The organism is Klebsiella sp. 1SOBk10mer, from assembly GCF_046602535.1.
Taxonomy (GTDB): Bacteria; Pseudomonadota; Gammaproteobacteria; order Enterobacterales; family Enterobacteriaceae; genus Klebsiella; species Klebsiella quasipneumoniae.
This window is the reverse complement of sequence record NZ_JBKIUP010000001.1, coordinates 319,925-337,003: the sequence shown is the minus strand read 5'-3', so window position 1 is coordinate 337,003 and position 17,079 is coordinate 319,925. Positions and strand designations below refer to the sequence as shown.

The 17,079-nt window shown below is 58.3% G+C and carries 16 protein-coding genes; 9 read left to right on the top strand and 7 right to left on the bottom strand.

Going from position 1 to position 17,079, the window contains the following annotated elements; all coding sequences use genetic code 11:
* Positions 1 to 265: 265 nt before the first annotated feature.
* Positions 266 to 1,315 carry a YeiH family protein gene (locus tag ACLH1I_RS01550; protein WP_198079948.1) on the top strand — a complete coding sequence of 350 codons (1,050 nt, stop codon included), beginning with the start codon at positions 266 to 268 and terminating at the stop codon, positions 1,313 to 1,315.
* 71 nt (positions 1,316 to 1,386) lie between these two features.
* Positions 1,387 to 2,241, top strand: a complete 855-nt coding sequence (gene nfo / locus ACLH1I_RS01545) for a deoxyribonuclease IV (protein WP_017899323.1) — start codon at positions 1,387 to 1,389, stop codon at positions 2,239 to 2,241.
* A 53-nt stretch (positions 2,242 to 2,294) separates the two neighbouring features.
* Here the strand turns inward: nfo and fruA are convergent, their stop codons facing one another.
* The 3 genes from fruA to fruB are packed head-to-tail and all read right to left on the bottom strand — an operon-like array spanning position 2,295 to position 6,075.
* On the bottom strand, positions 2,295 to 3,989 hold the full coding sequence (fruA, locus tag ACLH1I_RS01540) for a PTS fructose transporter subunit IIBC (protein WP_151628797.1): 1,695 nt from the start codon (positions 3,987 to 3,989) through the stop codon (positions 2,295 to 2,297).
* Between the two features lie 16 nt (positions 3,990 to 4,005).
* Positions 4,006 to 4,944, bottom strand: a complete 939-nt coding sequence (gene fruK, locus ACLH1I_RS01535; protein ID WP_002912941.1) for a 1-phosphofructokinase — start codon at positions 4,942 to 4,944, stop codon at positions 4,006 to 4,008.
* Complete coding sequence (fruB, locus tag ACLH1I_RS01530) at positions 4,945 to 6,075, bottom strand: fused PTS fructose transporter subunit IIA/HPr protein (protein WP_004201642.1); 1,131 nt, start codon at positions 6,073 to 6,075, stop codon at positions 4,945 to 4,947.
* Positions 6,076 to 6,411: 336 nt separating this feature from the next.
* On the opposite strand from fruB, the gene setB reads away from it, so the two are divergent.
* Positions 6,412 to 7,593: a sugar efflux transporter SetB gene (gene setB / locus ACLH1I_RS01525; RefSeq protein ID WP_048325162.1), complete on the top strand. Its 1,182-nt coding sequence runs from the start codon at positions 6,412 to 6,414 to the stop codon at positions 7,591 to 7,593.
* Between the two features lie 34 nt (positions 7,594 to 7,627).
* On the opposite strand, the gene ACLH1I_RS01520 is transcribed toward setB, so the two are convergent.
* Both ACLH1I_RS01520 and ACLH1I_RS01515 read right to left on the bottom strand, forming a co-directional pair.
* Positions 7,628 to 8,764 (bottom strand): HlyD family secretion protein, encoded by a 1,137-nt coding sequence (locus ACLH1I_RS01520; protein WP_151628799.1) that lies wholly within the window; start codon positions 8,762 to 8,764, stop codon positions 7,628 to 7,630.
* Between the two features lies 1 nt (position 8,765).
* Complete coding sequence (locus ACLH1I_RS01515; RefSeq protein ID WP_017899321.1) at positions 8,766 to 9,110, bottom strand: DUF3302 domain-containing protein; 345 nt, start codon at positions 9,108 to 9,110, stop codon at positions 8,766 to 8,768.
* 213 nt (positions 9,111 to 9,323) lie between these two features.
* Between ACLH1I_RS01515 and ACLH1I_RS01510 the strand changes: the two genes are divergently transcribed.
* Positions 9,324 to 10,256 carry a LysR family transcriptional regulator gene (locus ACLH1I_RS01510; protein ID WP_049004214.1) on the top strand — a complete coding sequence of 311 codons (933 nt, stop codon included), beginning with the start codon at positions 9,324 to 9,326 and terminating at the stop codon, positions 10,254 to 10,256.
* 2 nt (positions 10,257 to 10,258) lie between these two features.
* Here the strand turns inward: ACLH1I_RS01510 and ACLH1I_RS01505 are convergent, their stop codons facing one another.
* Positions 10,259 to 10,513, bottom strand: coding sequence for a YkgJ family cysteine cluster protein (locus ACLH1I_RS01505; protein ID WP_004201647.1), 255 nt, complete (start codon positions 10,511 to 10,513; stop codon positions 10,259 to 10,261).
* Between the two features lie 147 nt (positions 10,514 to 10,660).
* Here ACLH1I_RS01505 and yeiP point away from each other — a divergent pair, with 147 nt between their 5' ends.
* Complete coding sequence (yeiP, locus tag ACLH1I_RS01500) at positions 10,661 to 11,233, top strand: elongation factor P-like protein YeiP (RefSeq protein WP_002912951.1); 573 nt, start codon at positions 10,661 to 10,663, stop codon at positions 11,231 to 11,233.
* 70 nt (positions 11,234 to 11,303) lie between these two features.
* Here yeiP and uxuA read toward each other — a convergent pair whose 3' ends face one another.
* Positions 11,304 to 12,494: a mannonate dehydratase gene (gene uxuA, locus ACLH1I_RS01495; RefSeq protein ID WP_043520315.1), complete on the bottom strand. Its 1,191-nt coding sequence runs from the start codon at positions 12,492 to 12,494 to the stop codon at positions 11,304 to 11,306.
* Positions 12,495 to 12,701: 207 nt separating this feature from the next.
* Here uxuA and ACLH1I_RS01490 point away from each other — a divergent pair, with 207 nt between their 5' ends.
* From ACLH1I_RS01490 to mepS, 4 genes are all read left to right on the top strand, one after another.
* Positions 12,702 to 14,168, top strand: a complete 1,467-nt coding sequence (locus ACLH1I_RS01490; protein WP_151628801.1) for a mannitol dehydrogenase family protein — start codon at positions 12,702 to 12,704, stop codon at positions 14,166 to 14,168.
* Between the two features lie 120 nt (positions 14,169 to 14,288).
* A complete protein-coding gene (locus ACLH1I_RS01485) occupies positions 14,289 to 15,266 on the top strand; it encodes a CobW family GTP-binding protein (protein ID WP_043520310.1) in 978 nt (325 codons plus the stop codon).
* Positions 15,267 to 15,303: 37 nt separating this feature from the next.
* Complete coding sequence (locus ACLH1I_RS01480) at positions 15,304 to 16,017, top strand: phosphatase PAP2 family protein (protein ID WP_004201651.1); 714 nt, start codon at positions 15,304 to 15,306, stop codon at positions 16,015 to 16,017.
* Positions 16,018 to 16,443: 426 nt separating this feature from the next.
* On the top strand, positions 16,444 to 17,013 hold the full coding sequence (gene mepS, locus ACLH1I_RS01475) for a bifunctional murein DD-endopeptidase/murein LD-carboxypeptidase (protein ID WP_004201653.1): 570 nt from the start codon (positions 16,444 to 16,446) through the stop codon (positions 17,011 to 17,013).
* The last annotated feature ends 66 nt before the right edge of the window (positions 17,014 to 17,079 follow it).

The following is a 17,079-nucleotide window of genomic DNA, read 5'->3' as shown; positions in this document are numbered from 1 at the left end:
AACCCACCCGTTGAGTAATCCAGTCTGAATAACCTTTCTTACTATGGTGACACAAATCGAGGCGGCTGATGGAAGGAAAATCCCCTTACGTCACAAAATCATCGTCTTGCTGACAAGAACAGCTCGCCTCCGCGCCTCACTCCCCTGCCCCATTGTCACCGGCGAAGCGGTCATTAACCACTTATTACGATTGATTATAAACATATAATCAATTTTATATTTAATCCCGCGCGGCGTAACCTTTAGGCAGACAAAGGAGAAGGTTATGACAGCACTCACTTTACCCGCCAAACATCGTTCCCTGTGGCATTTTGTCCCAGGCCTGGCGCTGACCGCCGCCCTGACCGGCGCCGCCCTGTGGGCCGGTAGCTTTCCGGCCATCGCCGGGGCGGGCTTCAGCGCCCTGACTCTCGCTATCCTGTTCGGGATGGTCGTCGGTAATACGGTCTATCCGAAAATCTGGCAACCCTGCGACGGCGGGGTGATCTTCGCCAAACAGCATTTGCTGCGCCTGGGGATCATCCTCTACGGCTTCCGCCTGACGTTCGCCCAGATTGCCGACGTCGGCGTGAGCGGTATTTTGATTGACGTTCTGACGCTCTCCAGCACCTTTTTCATCGCCTGCTTCCTGGGCCAGAAAGTGTTTGGGCTCGATAAGCACACCAGCTGGCTGATCGGCGCCGGCAGCAGCATCTGCGGCGCGGCGGCTGTGCTCGCCAGCGAGCCGGTGGTCAAAGCCGAAGCCAGTAAAGTGACCGTCGCCGTCGCCACGGTGGTGATCTTTGGTACCATCGCCATCTTCCTCTACCCGGCGATGTACCCGCTGCTGGCGCACTGGTTTACCCCGGAGACCTACGGCATCTATATGGGTTCCACCATGCATGAAGTGGCGCAGGTCGTCGCCGCCGGCCATGCGGTCAGCCCGGATGCGGAGAATGCCGCGGTTATCGCTAAAATGCTGCGCGTGATGATGCTGGCCCCGTTCCTGCTGTTCCTGGCGGCGCGTGTTAAACAGCTGACCCCGGCGGGTAACGGCGAGAAAAGCAAAATCACCATTCCGTGGTTTGCCATTATGTTCATCCTGGTGGCAGTGTTTAACTCCTTCCATCTGCTGCCGAAAGCGGTAGTGGATATGCTGGTGACGCTGGATACCGTCCTGCTGGCGATGGCCATGGCCGCTCTTGGGGTGACCACTCACGTCAGCGCGCTGAAAAAAGCCGGGGCGAAACCGCTGCTGATGGCGCTGATGCTGTTCGTCTGGTTGATTGTTGGCGGCGGGGCCATTAACGTCGCGATCCACAGCCTGATGGCATAAAGCACTACATCTTTCTCCAGTTAAGCCGCTATCATTACCCACCCCCCAGCGGCTTTAACTGGAGTTTTTTTATGAAATACGTAGGAGCGCACGTGAGCGCCTCAGGTGGACTGGCCAATGCCGCCATTCGCGCCGCCGAAATCGAAGCAACCGCCTTCGCCCTCTTCACCAAAAACCAGCGCCAGTGGCGCGCCGCGCCGCTCAGCGACGAGACCATCGCCGAATTCAAAGCCGCCTGTGAAAAGTATCACTTTGGCCCCGGGCAGATCCTGCCGCACGACAGCTACCTGATTAACCTCGGCCATCCGGTGGAAGAAGCGCTGGAAAAATCCCGTGATGCCTTCATCGATGAGATGACCCGCTGCCAGCAGCTGGGGCTGACGCTGCTCAACTTCCACCCCGGCAGCCATCTGCAGCAGATCCCGGAGGAGGAGTGCCTGGCGCGCATCGCCGAATCGATCAATATCGCGCTGGCCAAGACCGAAGGCGTCACCGCCGTGATCGAAAACACCGCCGGCCAGGGCAGCAACCTCGGCTTTAAGTTCGAGCATCTCGCGGCCATCATCGATGGCGTGGAAGATAAAACCCGCGTCGGCGTCTGCATCGATACCTGCCACGCCTTCGCCGCGGGCTACGACCTGCGGAGCGCCGAAGCCTGCGAGAAGACCTTTGCCGACTTCGACCGTATCGTCGGCTTTCAGTATCTGCGCGGCATGCACCTCAACGATGCCAAGAGCGCCTTTGGCAGCCGGGTTGACCGTCACCATAGTCTGGGGGAAGGCAACATCGGCCACGACTGCTTCAGCTGGATCATGCAGGACAGCCGCTTCGACGGCATTCCGCTGATTCTGGAAACCATCAACCCGGATATCTGGGCGGAAGAGATAGCCTGGCTGCGGGCGCAGCAGATCGCCGAAGTGGCGTAAACAGAGACATAAAAAAAGGGCCGAACAATCGGCCCTTTTTTATTGCGGAGAGATTATGCCGCTTTTTCGACTTCCGCTACCTGCGCTTCCGGGCGTTTCAGCACCGCGTAGGAGAGGCCCGCCACCAGCGTCCCGGCGACAATCGCCAGCAGGTAGCCCAGCACTGGCGTAATCGCCCCCGGGATCAGCAGAACAAACAGCCCGCCGTGCGGCGCCATCAGTTTTGCGCCAATTGCCATCGAGATAGCGCCGGTTACCGCGCCGCCGACGATACAGCAAGGCAGCACGCGCATCGGGTCACGGGCGGCAAAAGGAATCGCCCCTTCAGAGATAAAGCACAGGCCGAGAACCAGCGCGGCTTTGCCCCCTTCCCGCTGCCCTTTGTCGAACTTATTGCGGGCAACCAGCGTCGCGACACCCATCGCCAGCGGAGGCACCATACCGGCCGCCATGATCGCCGCCATCGGCGCGTAAGTCTGGGTACTCAGCAGGCCAACGCCGAAGGCATAGGCCGCTTTGTTCACCGGGCCGCCCATGTCGGTACACATCATCGCGCCGAGGATCGCGCCCAGCAGAACCGCGTTGGCGGTGCCCATGGTTTGCAGCCAGTGGGTCAGCCAGGCGAGGATACCGGCGACCGGTTTACCGATCAGGTAGATCATCGCCAGGCCCACGATCAGGCTGGAAACCAGCGGAATGATCAGGATTGGCTTCAGCGCTTCCATACTCTGCGGCAGTTTCAGCTTAGTGCTGATGGCTTTCGCCACGTAACCGGCAAGGAAACCGGCGATGATCCCGCCGATAAAGCCGGAGCCGCCGCTGACCGCCAGCATACCGCCGATAAGACCCGGGGTCAGACCCGGACGGTCGGCAATAGAGAAGGCGATAAAGCCCGCCAGCACCGGCACCATCAGCGCAAAGGCCGAGCCGCCGCCGATTTGCATCAGCGCCGCCGCCAGGGTGTCTTTTACTTCAAACGCTTTGATCCCGAAAGCAAAGGAGAGCGCGATACACAGGCCGCCCGCCACCACCATCGGCAGCATGTAGGAGACGCCGGTCAGTAGGTGGCGGTAGGCGCCCGCCGACTCTTTTTTACCTTCGCCAGCAGCCTGAGGTTTCCCGGAAGGCTGGTACGGTTTGGCTTCCACCACCGCTTTGTCCAGCTCCTGGGCGGTTTTCTTCAGCGCCAGACCGGTGGTAGTGCGATACATCGGCTTGCCGGCGAATTTCGCCAGGTCGACTTCGATATCGGCGGCGACGATCACCAGATCCGCCTCGGCCACCTCTTCCGGGGTGATAGCATTGCCCGCGCCGACGGAGCCGCGAGTTTCCACTTTCACCCACCAGCCGCGTTTTTTCGCTTCGGTTTCAATGGCTTCAGCGGCCATAAAGGTATGGGCAACGCCGGTCGGACAGGCGGTGACCGCGACAATACGTTTCGGTCCGCTGGTGGCCGCCGGGACTGCCGCGGCGGCAGGCGCCGCGTACGGCGTCGCATGGCTCTTGGCTTCGCTCAGGAACAGCTCCGGGTGCGCCACGGCGCGATTAATATCGCCGAGGAAAACCTGTTTGCCGTTCAGCGCGCTGTCAGTGGGCAGCGCCGACCCGAGAACAATCACCAGTTCGGCGTCGTTGGGGTTATCAATCAGTTCAAGGTGCGCTTTTGGCGCGGCGGCGCCCAGCAGGGTTTTCGCCATATAGGCGCGCGCCTGTCCGAGTCCGGCATCAATAATCAGCAGCGTTTTCATTATGCCTCTCCTGCTGTCAATTAAAGGGTTGTAAGTCGACGCGCGCCATCATCGCGGCCAACTGGGTACGGTCGGTGATCCCTACATTGCTCTGGCTGACGGCCAGGGCAGCGACAGCGGTCGCCAGGCGCAGGGTATGCTCGCTGGATTCACGCATCAGCAGGCCGTAAATCAGGCCGCCGACCATCGAATCGCCGGCGCCAACGGTGCTGACCACTTCGACTGAAGGCGGTTTGGCAATCCACTCGCCGGAGGCGTTCACCCACAGCGCGCCCTCTTCGCCCAGGGAAATCACTACGTGAGCGATCCCCTGCTCGCGCAGCGCATGGGCGGCGTCGATAACGTCTTTCATCTCCGGCAGCTTACGGCCAGCCCAGATTTCCAGCTCGCGACGGTTCGGTTTCACCAGCCACGGCGCCGCTTTCAGTCCGGCAACCAGCGCTTCGCGGCTGCTGTCGAAAATGATGCACGGGCACTGGCTGCGCAAACGGGTCATCCAGTCGGTAAAGGCCTCCGGGCTGACGCCGGACGGCAGACTGCCGCTGACGCAGACCATATCGAACTGCCCGAGCCAGCTCAGGGAGTCGTTGACGAAGCGTTCCCAGTCGCCCGGGGTCACTTCAAAGCCGGAGAAGTTGAAATCGGTCACTTCGCCATCTTTTTCCGTCAGCTTAACGTTGATGCGGGTCCGGCCCTGCACCACCTGGAAACGGTTGGCGATCCCCAGCTCGCTGAACAGCTGCTGAAAGCCATCCTGGTTGTCTTTCCCCAGGAAGCCGCCGACGGTGACGTCAATGCCAAGATCTTTCAGCACTTTCGCCACGTTGATGCCTTTCCCGGCGGCGTGCAGGCCGGTGGTACGCACCAGGTTCACTTCACCGCGCTCGATCTCCGGGGTGAAGCCCACCAGATCGTACGCCGGGTTTAAAGTAATGGTTGCTACACGTCTGCTCATTTATGCGCCCTCCCCAAGGCCTGCGGCGATCGCTTCGCCAATCGCATCCAGCGCTTGTTGCGCATCTTCACCCTGCGCGGTAAAGCGCAGACGGTGACCTTTTTTCACACCCAGCGCCACGACCTTCATCAGGCTACGACCGTTGGCCGGCTTGCCGGAACCGTCGAGGTTAGTGACGGTGACGTCACTGGAAAATTGTTTAATGGTGTTGACCAGCATGGTGCCCGGACGGGCATGCAGGCCATGCTCATTGCGCACCACAAATTCGGCGCTCAGCACATCTTCGGCAATCGCGTCGTCGCTGGTCAGCAGCGCCAGCACGGTGGCGGCGTCGGCTTTCAGCAGATGGTCAGCTTTCTTGTCCAGCAGCAGCTTGCTCAGGCGGTTCAGCACCGCGGTTGGCTGCTCGTCGGTCATCGCCACCGTGACCAGCAGGGAAACCGGCTGATCGTCGCGGGTGAAGGCGGTGGCGGCGCGGCTGACCGCCACGGCGCTGCGCAGATTGCCTTCAGCGCTGTCGTTCAGCCAGATGCCCTGACCGAGGTTCAGCGGCGTATCGTTAATGACGTGGCTAACGAAGGCGGAATCCACCGCGCCTGCTTCTTTCAGACGCGCGGCGTTCAGCGCCTGCAGGGTCAGCAGATCGCTGGCCGCGACGTCGAGACTGAGGGTCTCGTTATCCAGCTTCAGCGCTTCGCTCTGTTTCTCTCCCATCAGCAGCGCACGCAGCTCTTCCGCGGTGGTGGCGGACTGCAGCTGGGCGGCGACGGCGTCATCGCTCAACACGTGGGTCAGCTGACGCAGCAGGCCGAGGTGTTCATCTGAGCTGGCGGCAATCCCGATCGCCACATAGGCGGTCTGCCCTTCGCCCCAGGTGACGCCCTGCGGGAACTGAAACACCTGAACGCCGGTCTTCAGCACCTGATCACGCGTATCCGTCGTGCCGTGCGGGATCGCGATCCCGTTGCCGAGGAAGGTCGAGGTCTGCTGCTCGCGTGCCAGCATGCCGTTCACGTAGCCATCGGCCACGTTGCCGGCGCTGACCAGCGCGGCGGCGACCTGCCGGATGGCCTCTTCTTTATTACCGGCCTGCTGGCCGGGATGAATATCCTGCACAGATAACTGGAACATGGTTCTCCTCTCCTGCTGAATTGAATCGTTTCAGCTAACTTGAGAAAAAAGGCGCCATCTGACGGTGAACGATATGTCGAATGACGCTGAAACGTTTCAAGAATTTTGTACCTTTCTTGCTCAATGCGCAAGGTACGTCAGCGACTTGATTGCAGAACTTAGAGGTACTGCACACTTTTGCTGAAGCCCTGGCGCCTGGCTGGGGTAAGCGTCAGCTTTTTGCTGAACCTTGTATTTTGAAACGCCTTTTTAATTATTCGTGCCATACTACTGTTTATTTTCAGCCAGCAGGCGTAAACTCCGCGCCGTCTCCTGAAACTACAGAAAACCAAACACATGGAAAACCGAAGCGCCGCCCTTCCCCGACGCGGATTCGATGTCACCTCTTCCGCCTTCCTGATCGTCGCCTTTCTGACGGGCATTGCCGGGGCGTTGCAGACGCCGACCCTGAGCCTGTTTCTGACCAATGAAGTACACGTCCGCCCGGCGATGGTGGGTTTCTTTTTTACCGGCAGCGCCGTCATAGGCATTCTGGTCAGCCAGTTCCTCGCCGGACGTTCTGACCGTCAGGGCGACCGCAAGCAGCTGATTGTCGTCTGCTGCCTGCTGGGAGTGCTGGCCTGCGTGCTGTTTGCCTGGAACCGGAACTACTTCATTTTGCTGTTCGTCGGCGTCTTCCTCAGCAGCTTTGGTTCGACCGCCAACCCACAGATGTTCGCCCTCGCGCGCGAGCATGCCGACAAAACCGGCCGCGAAGCGGTAATGTTCAGCTCCATTTTGCGCGCCCAGGTTTCCCTGGCATGGGTGATTGGTCCCCCGCTGGCCTATGCGCTGGCGATGGGGTTTGGCTTTACCGCGATGTACCTCAGCGCCGCGGCGGCGTTTATCGTCTGCGGGATAATGGTCTGGCTGTTCTTGCCCAGCATGCGCAAAGCGAAGGCGGTGGCGACCGGCCGGCTGGAAGCCCCGCGCACGCACCGCCGCGATGCGCTGTTGCTGTTCAGCATCTGCACGCTGATGTGGGGCACGAACAGCCTGTACATCATTAATATGCCGCTGTTTATCATTAACGAGCTGCATCTGCCGGAGAAGCTGGCCGGCCTGATGATGGGTACCGCCGCCGGGCTGGAAATCCCCACCATGCTGATTGCCGGTTACTATGCCCGGCGCTTCGGTAAACGCTTTCTGATGCGCCTCTCCGCGGTGGCTGGGGTGCTGTTTTATGTGGGTATGCTGACGGTGCATACGCCGGGGCTGCTGCTGGCGATGCAGGTGCTGAACGCCATCTATATTGGGATCCTCGCCGGGATTGGCATGCTTTATTTCCAGGATTTGATGCCCGGGCAGGCAGGCGCTGCCACCACCCTCTACACCAATACCACCCGCGTCGGTTGGATCATCGCCGGCTCACTGGCGGGCGTGGTGGCAGAGATCTGGAGCTATCATGCGGTGTTCTGGATTGCGCTGGTCATGGGGATCGCCACGCAGGCCTGCCTGTGGCGGATCAGGGACGTCTAGATAAGGTTGCCCGGCCGGAGCCGGGCAATGGGGATTAATGATCCAGATAGAGATAATGCAGCCAGCTGGTCATGCGCAGCAGCACTTTGCGCATAATCGACACATGGGCAAAATAATCGGTATACACCGCCGCCTGGGCGCTGACCCCGTCCGGTAAATGTTCCACTTCCGGATGGGGATCGAGGTCGATCAGCACGTAAATGCCCTCTTTCCCTGCCCCGGCGTTCAGTCCTTGCAGCGCGCCGCTGGCCTGGTAGCTGCCGTCCGGGACGGTCGGCAACACCCGCGATACCTTACCGCTGTAGACGCTGCCCGGCAGACCGTTAAACACCACCTCCGCGCTATCCCCGGCCGTCAGACGCAGGACCGAATTCTGGCGGAATACCGCCACCACCTGGCGCTTTTGCTGGGGAATAAACACCAGCACCGGCTTGAAGGGCAGACGCACCGCGGTCATCCCCGGCCGCGCCAGAAGCTGGGTGACGTAGCCGTCGCTCGGCGCGCGAATCACGGTTTGCGCCAGATTATACTCCGCTTCAAGGATCTGCGATTTCAGGCTGGCAATATTGGCATCCAGCCCGTGGTAGCGTCCGGATACCTGCTCTCGGGCGTTTCGTAATTGCGCTTTCGCCGCCTGCAGTACCGCCGACTGGATCTGCACCTGCTGCCTGGCATGGGTCACATCCTGTTCCGAAAAAGGATTCACCGGCATGGCCGCTCCCTGGGCATAGCGCTGGTAGTCGCGGGTGACCCGGTCGTACTCCGCCTGCGCCTGCTGTACTCTGGCGCTGGCATCGTCAATGGTTGCCTGCTTCGCCCGCAGCGTGGCCTCCTCGGCCGCCAGATCGGCTTTCAGCTTGTTCAGCCGTGCGCGGTAGCGGGTATCGTCGATGCGAAACAGCAGTTCGCCCTTCTTCATTAACACATTGGTTTTACTGGTCACCTCCACCACCTCGCCTGATACCTGCGGCACCATCGGAATGGAGACGACAATTTTTTGCGCTCGCATCGTATAGGGGTGGTTATAGTTCATCGTTAATATTAGCGCACCGACGATCACTATTCCGCCTAATATAGCGGTGGGGATCGTCCATTTATTTACTGGAATGCGAAATATTTTAAACACGCCCCAAGCAATGGCGACATAGCAAAGGATAATTAACAGATCCATATTATTTCTCGCTATTCTCCACCGACGCCTGCTGGCTGTTTTTTAATGCCGCTTCAAGTAACGCAATGCGTTTCTCCAGCTCCGCTCGCTGCTGATGTCCCTCGGTCTGTGAGGCCATCCCCCAGCCACGATCAGGCCGGTACAACGTGGCCCAGATCCACAGAAAAGGCCAGATAGCATGCAGGGTAAACAGGCTTATCCAGCCTGCTACATGAATCGCGTCCTGATGGGGATGCTGGCGTTTTTGCGCGATGTGATAGGGAATATCGTGGATAATAATAACTCCATAAAACAATATGAGAAATACCAGTATTAATACAAACAAAGCAAAATAATTAAGCAGCATGGTGCATATACACTCAGTAAGCCAGCGGGAAGATCGTTATTTTTAATCACGTCGAGAACCACAAAAGAAGCAATAAAACGCACAGATTTCCTTAAATAAACGACTGTTCAACGCAAAGGCCATCATACGTTCAGCGGATCAATAAATCACATGGCAATTCAGCCAAACTGGTATATCATTTTTGATATACCATTAATATCAGGCAGCGATAAGATGTTGAAAGACTTTAAAATGGACGAGCTGAGGATCCTCTGCGCCATCGCCGAAACCGCCAGCGTAAGCCGGGCAGCCCAGCGCCTGAATATGCCCCAGTCTAACGTCTCACGGACGCTGACCAGCGTGGAGCGGAAAGTCGGTCTGGCTATTTTTCTGCGCACCGCCAGGGAACTGGTGCGTACCGAGTTCGGCGAGCAGTTTATTCACGCCAGCAGCGCCGTTCTTGCGCAGCATGAGCAGCTTATCAACCTCGCCGACCGTTATAAGAACACACTGCAGGGCGTTGTCACCCTTGGGGCGCCCATCGGCATCCACCAGTTTCTCGGGCGCTATATTCTGCCAGCGCTAAGAAAAACGCTGCCGGAGCTGCAGATCAATCTGGTCACCCGCAACGCCAGCGAGCGGGAACAGAAATACGGCGCCATTTTCAATAGCGACTGCGATCTGCTGATAAGCCCCTTTAAGCCACAGAATGAAAACCTCATCGCCCGCCCGTTTACCCGCTTTCGTACCGGCGTCTTCGCCTCCCCGGATTACCTCGCGCAACACCCTATCGCCGAACCGGAGGCGCTGGCGGATCATGAGTGCATCACCCTGCGTATGCTGGGCGGCAGCGACAATATCTGGACCTTCAAAAGCAAAAACGGCAAACCGCTTAATCTCACGGTAAAGGGGGGATTCGTGTGCGATAACACGCTGCCGGCGGTGGAGCTGGCGAAGCTGGGGATGGGGATCGTTTATGCGCCCTACTATTCACTCGCCACCGAGCTGGCGGCAGGACAGTTGGTTCCCTGTCTGAAAAAGGAGCGCTGTATCGATCTGCAGGCCTGGCTTATCTACCAGCGACGGGACATTCTTCCGCTGCGCGTCCAGGCGCTGCTGGACGGCCTCAGCGTCCATATCAAAAACCTGTCTCATTTGCTGCTTTAAGCTCAGGGCGCGGTGGCCAGCTCAAGCGCCAGCAGCCAGGTAATGGCTTCATCACGATGAGTCAAGCACATCTCCGGCGAGGGCTGCAGGCTTGCGCACACCTTCGGGCGCAGTGGGGAACCGAAAATGAGGCACAGATTGTGCTCGGAGAGCTGAATACAGCGAGTGTTGGCCGGCTTGCCCTGCGGCATACCGGGGATCGGCGATGATATAGAGGGGGCGATGCAACATGCGCCACAATCAGTACGACATTCCACAACCCAGCTCCCGAACGCTCATTTTGCGCCACAGCCTAAACGTTTTGCCAGAAGATAGCAAAACTCGCGAATTCCACTTGCCTGAACGCCCGGGCGCGAGTAGTTTTACGCGATATTTTTGACTCGTTAAGTGACAGGATTACTGCAATGCCAAGAGCGAATGAAATTAAAAAAGGTATGGTGCTGAATTACAACGGCAAGCTGCTGATTGTGAAAAATATCGATATTCAGTCACCCAGCGCCCGCGGTGCTGCGACACTGTATAAAATGCGCTTCTCCGATGTGCGTACCGGCCTGAAAGTAGAAGAGCGCTTCAAAGGCGACGATATCGTCGATACCGTGACCCTGACCCGCCGTTTCGTTGACTTCTCTTATGTCGATGGCAACGAATACGTGTTCATGGATAAAGAAGACTACACCCCTTACACCTTCACGAAAGAGCAGATCGAAGAAGAGCTGCAGTTTATTCCGGAAGGCGGCATGCCGGATATGCAGGTGCTGACCTGGGATGGGCAGCTGCTGGCGCTTGAGCTGCCGCAGACCGTGGACCTGGAAATTATCGAAACCGCGCCGGGGATTAAAGGGGCATCCGCCAGCTCCCGCACCAAGCCCGCCACCATGAGCACTGGCCTGGTGATTCAGGTGCCGGAATACCTGACCACCGGTGAGAAAATCCGCATTCATATCGAAGAGTGCCGCTATATGGGCCGCGCGGATTAATCTTCCGTGACGAGTTGACATAAAAAAGGACAGCCGCTGGCTGTCCTTTTTGTTATCCCCATTGCCGCGATTACAGCAGTTCAGGGTATTTGGTCATCTTCAGCGCCAGCTCCACGCCGCGTACTTCCGCCATCCCCTTGAGACGGCCAATCGCCGAATAGCCTGGGTTGGTTTTCTTGCGCAGATCGTCGAGCATCTGATGACCATGATCCGGACGGAAGGGGATCGGGCGCAGATCGCCGGCCTGCTTACGCCGCTGCTCTTCACGCAGAATCGCATCCACCACCGCCACCATATTAACGTCGCCGCTAAGGTGCGCCGCCTCGTGGAAGGTTTTCGGGTTCGCTTCACGGCAGGTGGAGCGCAGATGGGTAAAGTGGATGCGATCGCCAAAGGTCTCCACCATCTTCACCAGATCGTTATCGGCGCGGACGCCATAGGATCCGGTGCACATGGTAAAGCCATTATTAATGCTGTCCACTGTCTCTTTCAGCCACTGCATATCTTCAATGGTCGAGACGATACGTGGCAGGCCAAGGATCGGCCGCGGCGGATCGTCCGGATGCACAGCCAGACGGATCCCCACCTCTTCGCACACCGGCACGATGGCCCGCAGGAAATAGGCCATATTTTCGCGCAGCTGCGCTTTATCGATGTGGTCATATTCCGCCAGACGCGCGCGGAACTGGTCGAGGGTGTAACCCTCTTCCGCCCCCGGCAGGCCGGCGATGATATTGCGGGTCAGTTTCTCAATGTCCGCTTCGCTCATCGCCTTGTAATACGCCTCGGCCTGGCGCTGCTCTTCTTCGCTGTAATCCGCTTCCGCCCCCGGGCGTTTGAGGATATGCAGTTCAAAGGCGGCGAAGGCGATCTGATCGAAACGCAGCGCCCGGGAGCCGTCCGGCAGCTCATATTCCAGATCGGTGCGCGTCCAGTCGAGGATCGGCATAAAATTGTAGCATACGGTATCGATGCCGCAGGCCGCGAGGTTGCGGATGCTCTGCTGATAGTTGGCAATCCAGGTCGCATACTGCCCGCTGTGGGTTTTAATATCCTCGTGCACCGGAATGCTTTCGACCACCGACCAGGTCAGCCCTTTCGCCGCTAACAGCGCCTGACGCTCTTTAATCTCGTCGACCGGCCAGACCTGACCGTTTGCAATATGGTGCAGCGCAGTGACGACCCCGGTCGCTCCTGCCTGCCGTACATCATCAAGCGATACCGGATCGTTCGGCCCATACCACCGCCAGGTTTGCTCCATCGCTATGCCCTCACAAAAGTTGTTATACCAATAATGGCGACACTCATGACGACTACCATACATGTTTCTCAGCAGGCTGCAAACAGTGCCGGTGCATTGATTGATCCAGCTCACAGTCAGCGGATAATTTCGGCTTACCAATTTAATTTCCTGTCATATAACTTTAGACTGGCAATGTTAATAAGCAGTTAAACAGGTGTGTGAAGAATGACAACAATTGCAACCGCTACGCTACCGGAAAATGTGCAACGTCCTCAGTACGATCGCAGCCAGCTCCGCTCGCGTATTGTCCATTTCGGCTTTGGCGCGTTTCATCGCGCGCACCAGGCGCTGCTGACCGATCGCGTGCTGAATAACATCGGCGGCGACTGGGGGATCTGCGAAATCAGTCTGTTCAGCGGCGATACGCTGATGAGCCAGCTTCGCGAACAGGAGCACCTGTTTACCGTACTGGAAAAAGGCGCCGACGGTAATCAGCCCATTATTATCGGCGCAGTGCACGAATGCCTGAACGCCAGGCTCGATTCGCTGGCGGCGATTATCGAGAAATTTTGCGAGCCGCAGGTGGCGATTGTCTCGCTGACCATCACGGAAAAAGGCTATTGCATCGATCCGGCGACCGGCAAGCTGGATCCGACGCATCCGCGCATCGTTCACGATCTGGAAAATCCGACGCTCCCGCAGTCGGCTCCCGGTATTTTAGTTGAAGCGCTGGCCCGCCGCCGGGAACGCGGCCTGCCGCCCTTTACCGTGCTCTCCTGCGATAACATTCCCGATAACGGCCACGTGGTGAAAAATGCCGTCCTCGGCATGGCGGAAAAACGCAGTCCGGCGCTGGCGAGCTGGATCGCCGACAACGTTAGCTTCCCGGGCACCATGGTGGATCGCATTGTTCCCGCCGCCACCGCCGAATCGCTGGCGGAAATCGCCGCCGTGCTGGGGGTGGAAGATCCCTGCGCCATCAGCTGCGAACCCTTCATCCAGTGGGTAGTCGAAGACCACTTTGTCGCCGGGCGCCCCGCCTGGGAGACGGCAGGCGTGCAGATGACCGACGACGTGCTGCCCTGGGAGCAGATGAAGCTGCGGATGCTCAACGGCAGCCACTCTTTCCTCGCCTGGCTTGGCTATCTGGCAGGTCATGCGCACGTCAGCGACTGCATGCAGGATGAGGTCTTCCGCCGCGCCGCCCGCCAGCTGATGCTCGACGAACAGGCCCCGACGCTGACCATTACCGGCGTCGACCTGGCGGCCTATGCCGACAGCCTGATCGCGCGCTTCAGCAACCCGGCGCTCAAACACCGTACCTGGCAAATCGCCATGGACGGCAGCCAGAAGCTACCCCAGCGCATGCTCGACGGTATTCGCGTGCATCTTGAGCGCGGCAGCCGCTGGCCGCTGCTGGCCCTCGGCGTGGCCGGCTGGATGCGCTACGTCAGCGGCACGGATGATGCCGGTCAGACCATCGACGTGCGCGATCCGCTGGTAGACAAGATCCAGCAGCGGGTGGCGCAGAGCGATGAGCAGCAGCGTGTTGACGCCCTGCTGGGTCTGGAGGAAATATTTGGCCGCGACCTGCCGCGCAACGCCCTGTTTGTCGCCGGGATCCGCGCCGCCTGGCAGCAGCTGGCGATGCACGGCGCCCGCGAGGCAGTTGCCCGCGCGCTCGATTCTTAACAATATTTGCGCTTATGCGGACAGAATTCCCTTCTGTCCGCCTCAGGACTTCTCTTTTCCCTCTTTTTTCGTCAGGATAGGCATAACTGTTACAACATTACATTTATCCTGGAGAAAAGAGTGACCAGAACCAATTTGATCACCGGCTTTCTCGGCAGCGGTAAGACGACCTCGATTCTTCATCTGCTGGCGCAGAAGCCTGCGGATGAAAAATGGGCCGTACTGGTTAACGAGTTTGGCGAAGTCGGGATAGACGGCGCGCTGCTGGCCGACAGCGGCGCCCTGCTCAAAGAGATCCCCGGCGGCTGCATGTGCTGTGTCAATGGCCTGCCGATGCAGGTCGGACTGAACACCCTGCTGCGCCAGGGGAAACCCGATCGTCTGTTGATCGAACCTACCGGACTTGGCCATCCAAAGCAGATCCTCGATATTCTCACCGCGGCGGTGTATGAACCCTGGATCGATCTGCGCGCGACCCTGTGCATCCTCGATCCGCGTCAGCTACTGGACGAGAAAGCGGTCAACAACGACAACTTTCGCGACCAGCTGGCGGCGGCGGATATCATCGTGGCCAATAAAAGCGATCGGGAAACGCCCGAAAGCGCTCAGGCATTTGCCGACTGGTGGCAACGCTGGGGCGGCGAGCGCCGCCAGGTGTCGGCGACCCAGGGGAATATCGACCTCGCCCTGCTTGATGAGCCACGACGGAACACCGCCCCACTGCCGGCGAGCGCGGAGCACGCCCATCGCCATCCCCCAACAGCCGGTCTCGCCGCCCTTAGCCTGGCGGAACACCAGCGCTGGCGCCGCCACCTTAACAGCGGCCAGGGCTATCAGGCCTGCGGTTGGATCTTCGACGCGGAAACGGTCTTTGACACCATCGCCCTGCTGGAGTGGGCCCGGCTGGCGCCGGTGGCGCGCGTCAAAGGTGTGCTGCGCATTGCCGAAGGGGCGGTGCGGATCAACCGCCAGGGTGAGGATCTGCATATCGAGACCCTCAGCGTTGCCCCGCCCGATAGCCGCATCGAGCTTATCTCCGCTAATGAAGCCGACTGGAATGCGCTCCAGACCTCATTGTTGAGGCTTCGTTTAAGTTAAGGCGGCTAAGGTTGCCGCCGACTGTCACAAAATCGCAATGGCTATGATGAAAAACCGAATTCCTTTAATCTTGCTGCTAAACATCGCGGGTGTGGCGCTATTTTGCTCCTGGTATCTGCCAGCCAACCACGGCGCGTGGGCGCCTGTTGACTCCGCGATCTTCCATTTCTTTAACCATGGCGTCAGCGTCAGCCGCGCTTACGCCTGGCTGCTGGCGATCATCAACAATCGCGCCTTCGACGCCTGCTCGCTGCTGGCGATGGGGTGCCTGATGCTTAGCTACTGGCTCAAGGCGCCGGCGGCAGGCCGTCGTCAGATCGCCATTATGGGCCTGGTGATGCTGCTGGCGGCGGTGATCATCAACCAGCTGGCGCAGCACCTGATGCCGGTTCAGCGCGCCAGCCCGTCGCTGTTTTTCAGCGATGTGACCCGCGTCAGCGACGTCGTTAACTTCCCCACTAAGGATGCTTCCAAGGACAGCTTCCCCGGCGATCATGGGATGATGCTGCTGATCTTCGCGAGCTTTATGTGGCGCTATTTTGGTCGCCGCGCGCTGGCCGTGGCGCTGGTGATATTTGTGGTCTTTGCTTTCCCGCGGGTGATGATTGGCGCCCACTGGTTCAGCGATATTGCCGTCGGCTCGCTGACCGCCGTGCTGATTGGCGCGCCCTGGGTATTGATGACTCCCCTGAGCGATAAACTGATCGCCTTTTTCGATCGCTACTTACCCGGTGGAATATCAGCCAAATAATGTCTCCGGCAGTCGCCAGACTCATTATCTATAAGGGGACCTTTTGGGTCCCTTTTTTCAATTGTCCTTTTTTTCTACATCACGTTCATCTTCTTGTCACATTAATCCCGTGACAAATGAAGGAATTGTCTGTTTTTTGCCCGATATTGTCGCTATTTTGGCCTTTCCCGATGATTCACTTTTTGTCACCAAAATACTTATAAGAAATCGCGCAAAACCGCTCGCCATGCGGCGTTTGATAGGGTAATCTCGTTCTCGTTTTGCCTTTTCCGCAACATTAATTCAAGGCGTGAATAAAATTGTGCGTGACTGCACAAATTTAAGCTTAAGGAATTGTCTCATTGCGGATGGGTATTTAGGCTCTAACACGTTTGGCATTTTTTATAACGACATTGTCGTTAAGGACAACAAGGGAAAATAAACAGCATGGTCAAATCTCAGCCGATTTTGAGATACATCTTGCGGGTAGCCCCCGCGATTGCAGTAGCGGTTCTGCTTTCCGCGTGTAGTTCAACAAGTACCGCCAGGAATATGCATTCTGAGACGCATGCTGTGGGTAGTGGCGATTTATCATCACTGCAAGCCTCTCAGGATGAATTTGAAACGATGGTCCGTAACCTGGACGTGAAGTCCCGTTTAATGGATCAGTATGCCAGCTGGAAAGGCGTGCGTTACCGCCTCGGCGGCAGCACCCGCAAAGGTATCGACTGCTCGGCGTTCGTGCAGCGCACCTTCCGCGAACAATTTGGTCTGGAACTGCCGCGTTCAACTTCTGAACAGCAGGAAACCGGAAAATCGATTTCCCGTACCCAGCTGCGTACCGGCGATCTGGTTCTGTTCCGTGCCGGTTCTACCGGCCGCCATGTCGGGATCTACCTCGGCAACAACCAGTTTGTTCACGCCTCTACCAGCAGCGGGGTGACTATCTCCAGCATGGATGAGCCATACTGGAAAAAGCGCTACAACGAAGCGCGTCGAGTCCTGAGCCGCTCGTAAACTGTCCTCTACCGCCGCCGGTTATCCCTTGGCTGGAAGCGGGATAAAAAACACTGCCCCGGCAGT

Coding starts and splice junctions, on each gene's coding strand:
- ACLH1I_RS01550 (WP_198079948.1), top strand. CDS start 266: ATGACAGCACTCACTTTACCCGCCAAACATCGTTCCCTGTGGCATTTT.
- nfo (WP_017899323.1), top strand. CDS start 1,387: ATGAAATACGTAGGAGCGCACGTGAGCGCCTCAGGTGGACTGGCCAAT.
- fruA (WP_151628797.1), bottom strand. CDS start 3,989: ATGAAAACGCTGCTGATTATTGATGCCGGACTCGGACAGGCGCGCGCC.
- fruK (WP_002912941.1), bottom strand. CDS start 4,944: ATGAGCAGACGTGTAGCAACCATTACTTTAAACCCGGCGTACGATCTG.
- fruB (WP_004201642.1), bottom strand. CDS start 6,075: ATGTTCCAGTTATCTGTGCAGGATATTCATCCCGGCCAGCAGGCCGGT.
- setB (WP_048325162.1), top strand. CDS start 6,412: ATGGAAAACCGAAGCGCCGCCCTTCCCCGACGCGGATTCGATGTCACC.
- ACLH1I_RS01520 (WP_151628799.1), bottom strand. CDS start 8,764: ATGGATCTGTTAATTATCCTTTGCTATGTCGCCATTGCTTGGGGCGTG.
- ACLH1I_RS01515 (WP_017899321.1), bottom strand. CDS start 9,110: ATGCTGCTTAATTATTTTGCTTTGTTTGTATTAATACTGGTATTTCTC.
- ACLH1I_RS01510 (WP_049004214.1), top strand. CDS start 9,324: ATGTTGAAAGACTTTAAAATGGACGAGCTGAGGATCCTCTGCGCCATC.
- yeiP (WP_002912951.1), top strand. CDS start 10,661: ATGCCAAGAGCGAATGAAATTAAAAAAGGTATGGTGCTGAATTACAAC.
- uxuA (WP_043520315.1), bottom strand. CDS start 12,494: ATGGAGCAAACCTGGCGGTGGTATGGGCCGAACGATCCGGTATCGCTT.
- ACLH1I_RS01490 (WP_151628801.1), top strand. CDS start 12,702: ATGACAACAATTGCAACCGCTACGCTACCGGAAAATGTGCAACGTCCT.
- ACLH1I_RS01480 (WP_004201651.1), top strand. CDS start 15,304: ATGGCTATGATGAAAAACCGAATTCCTTTAATCTTGCTGCTAAACATC.
- mepS (WP_004201653.1), top strand. CDS start 16,444: ATGGTCAAATCTCAGCCGATTTTGAGATACATCTTGCGGGTAGCCCCC.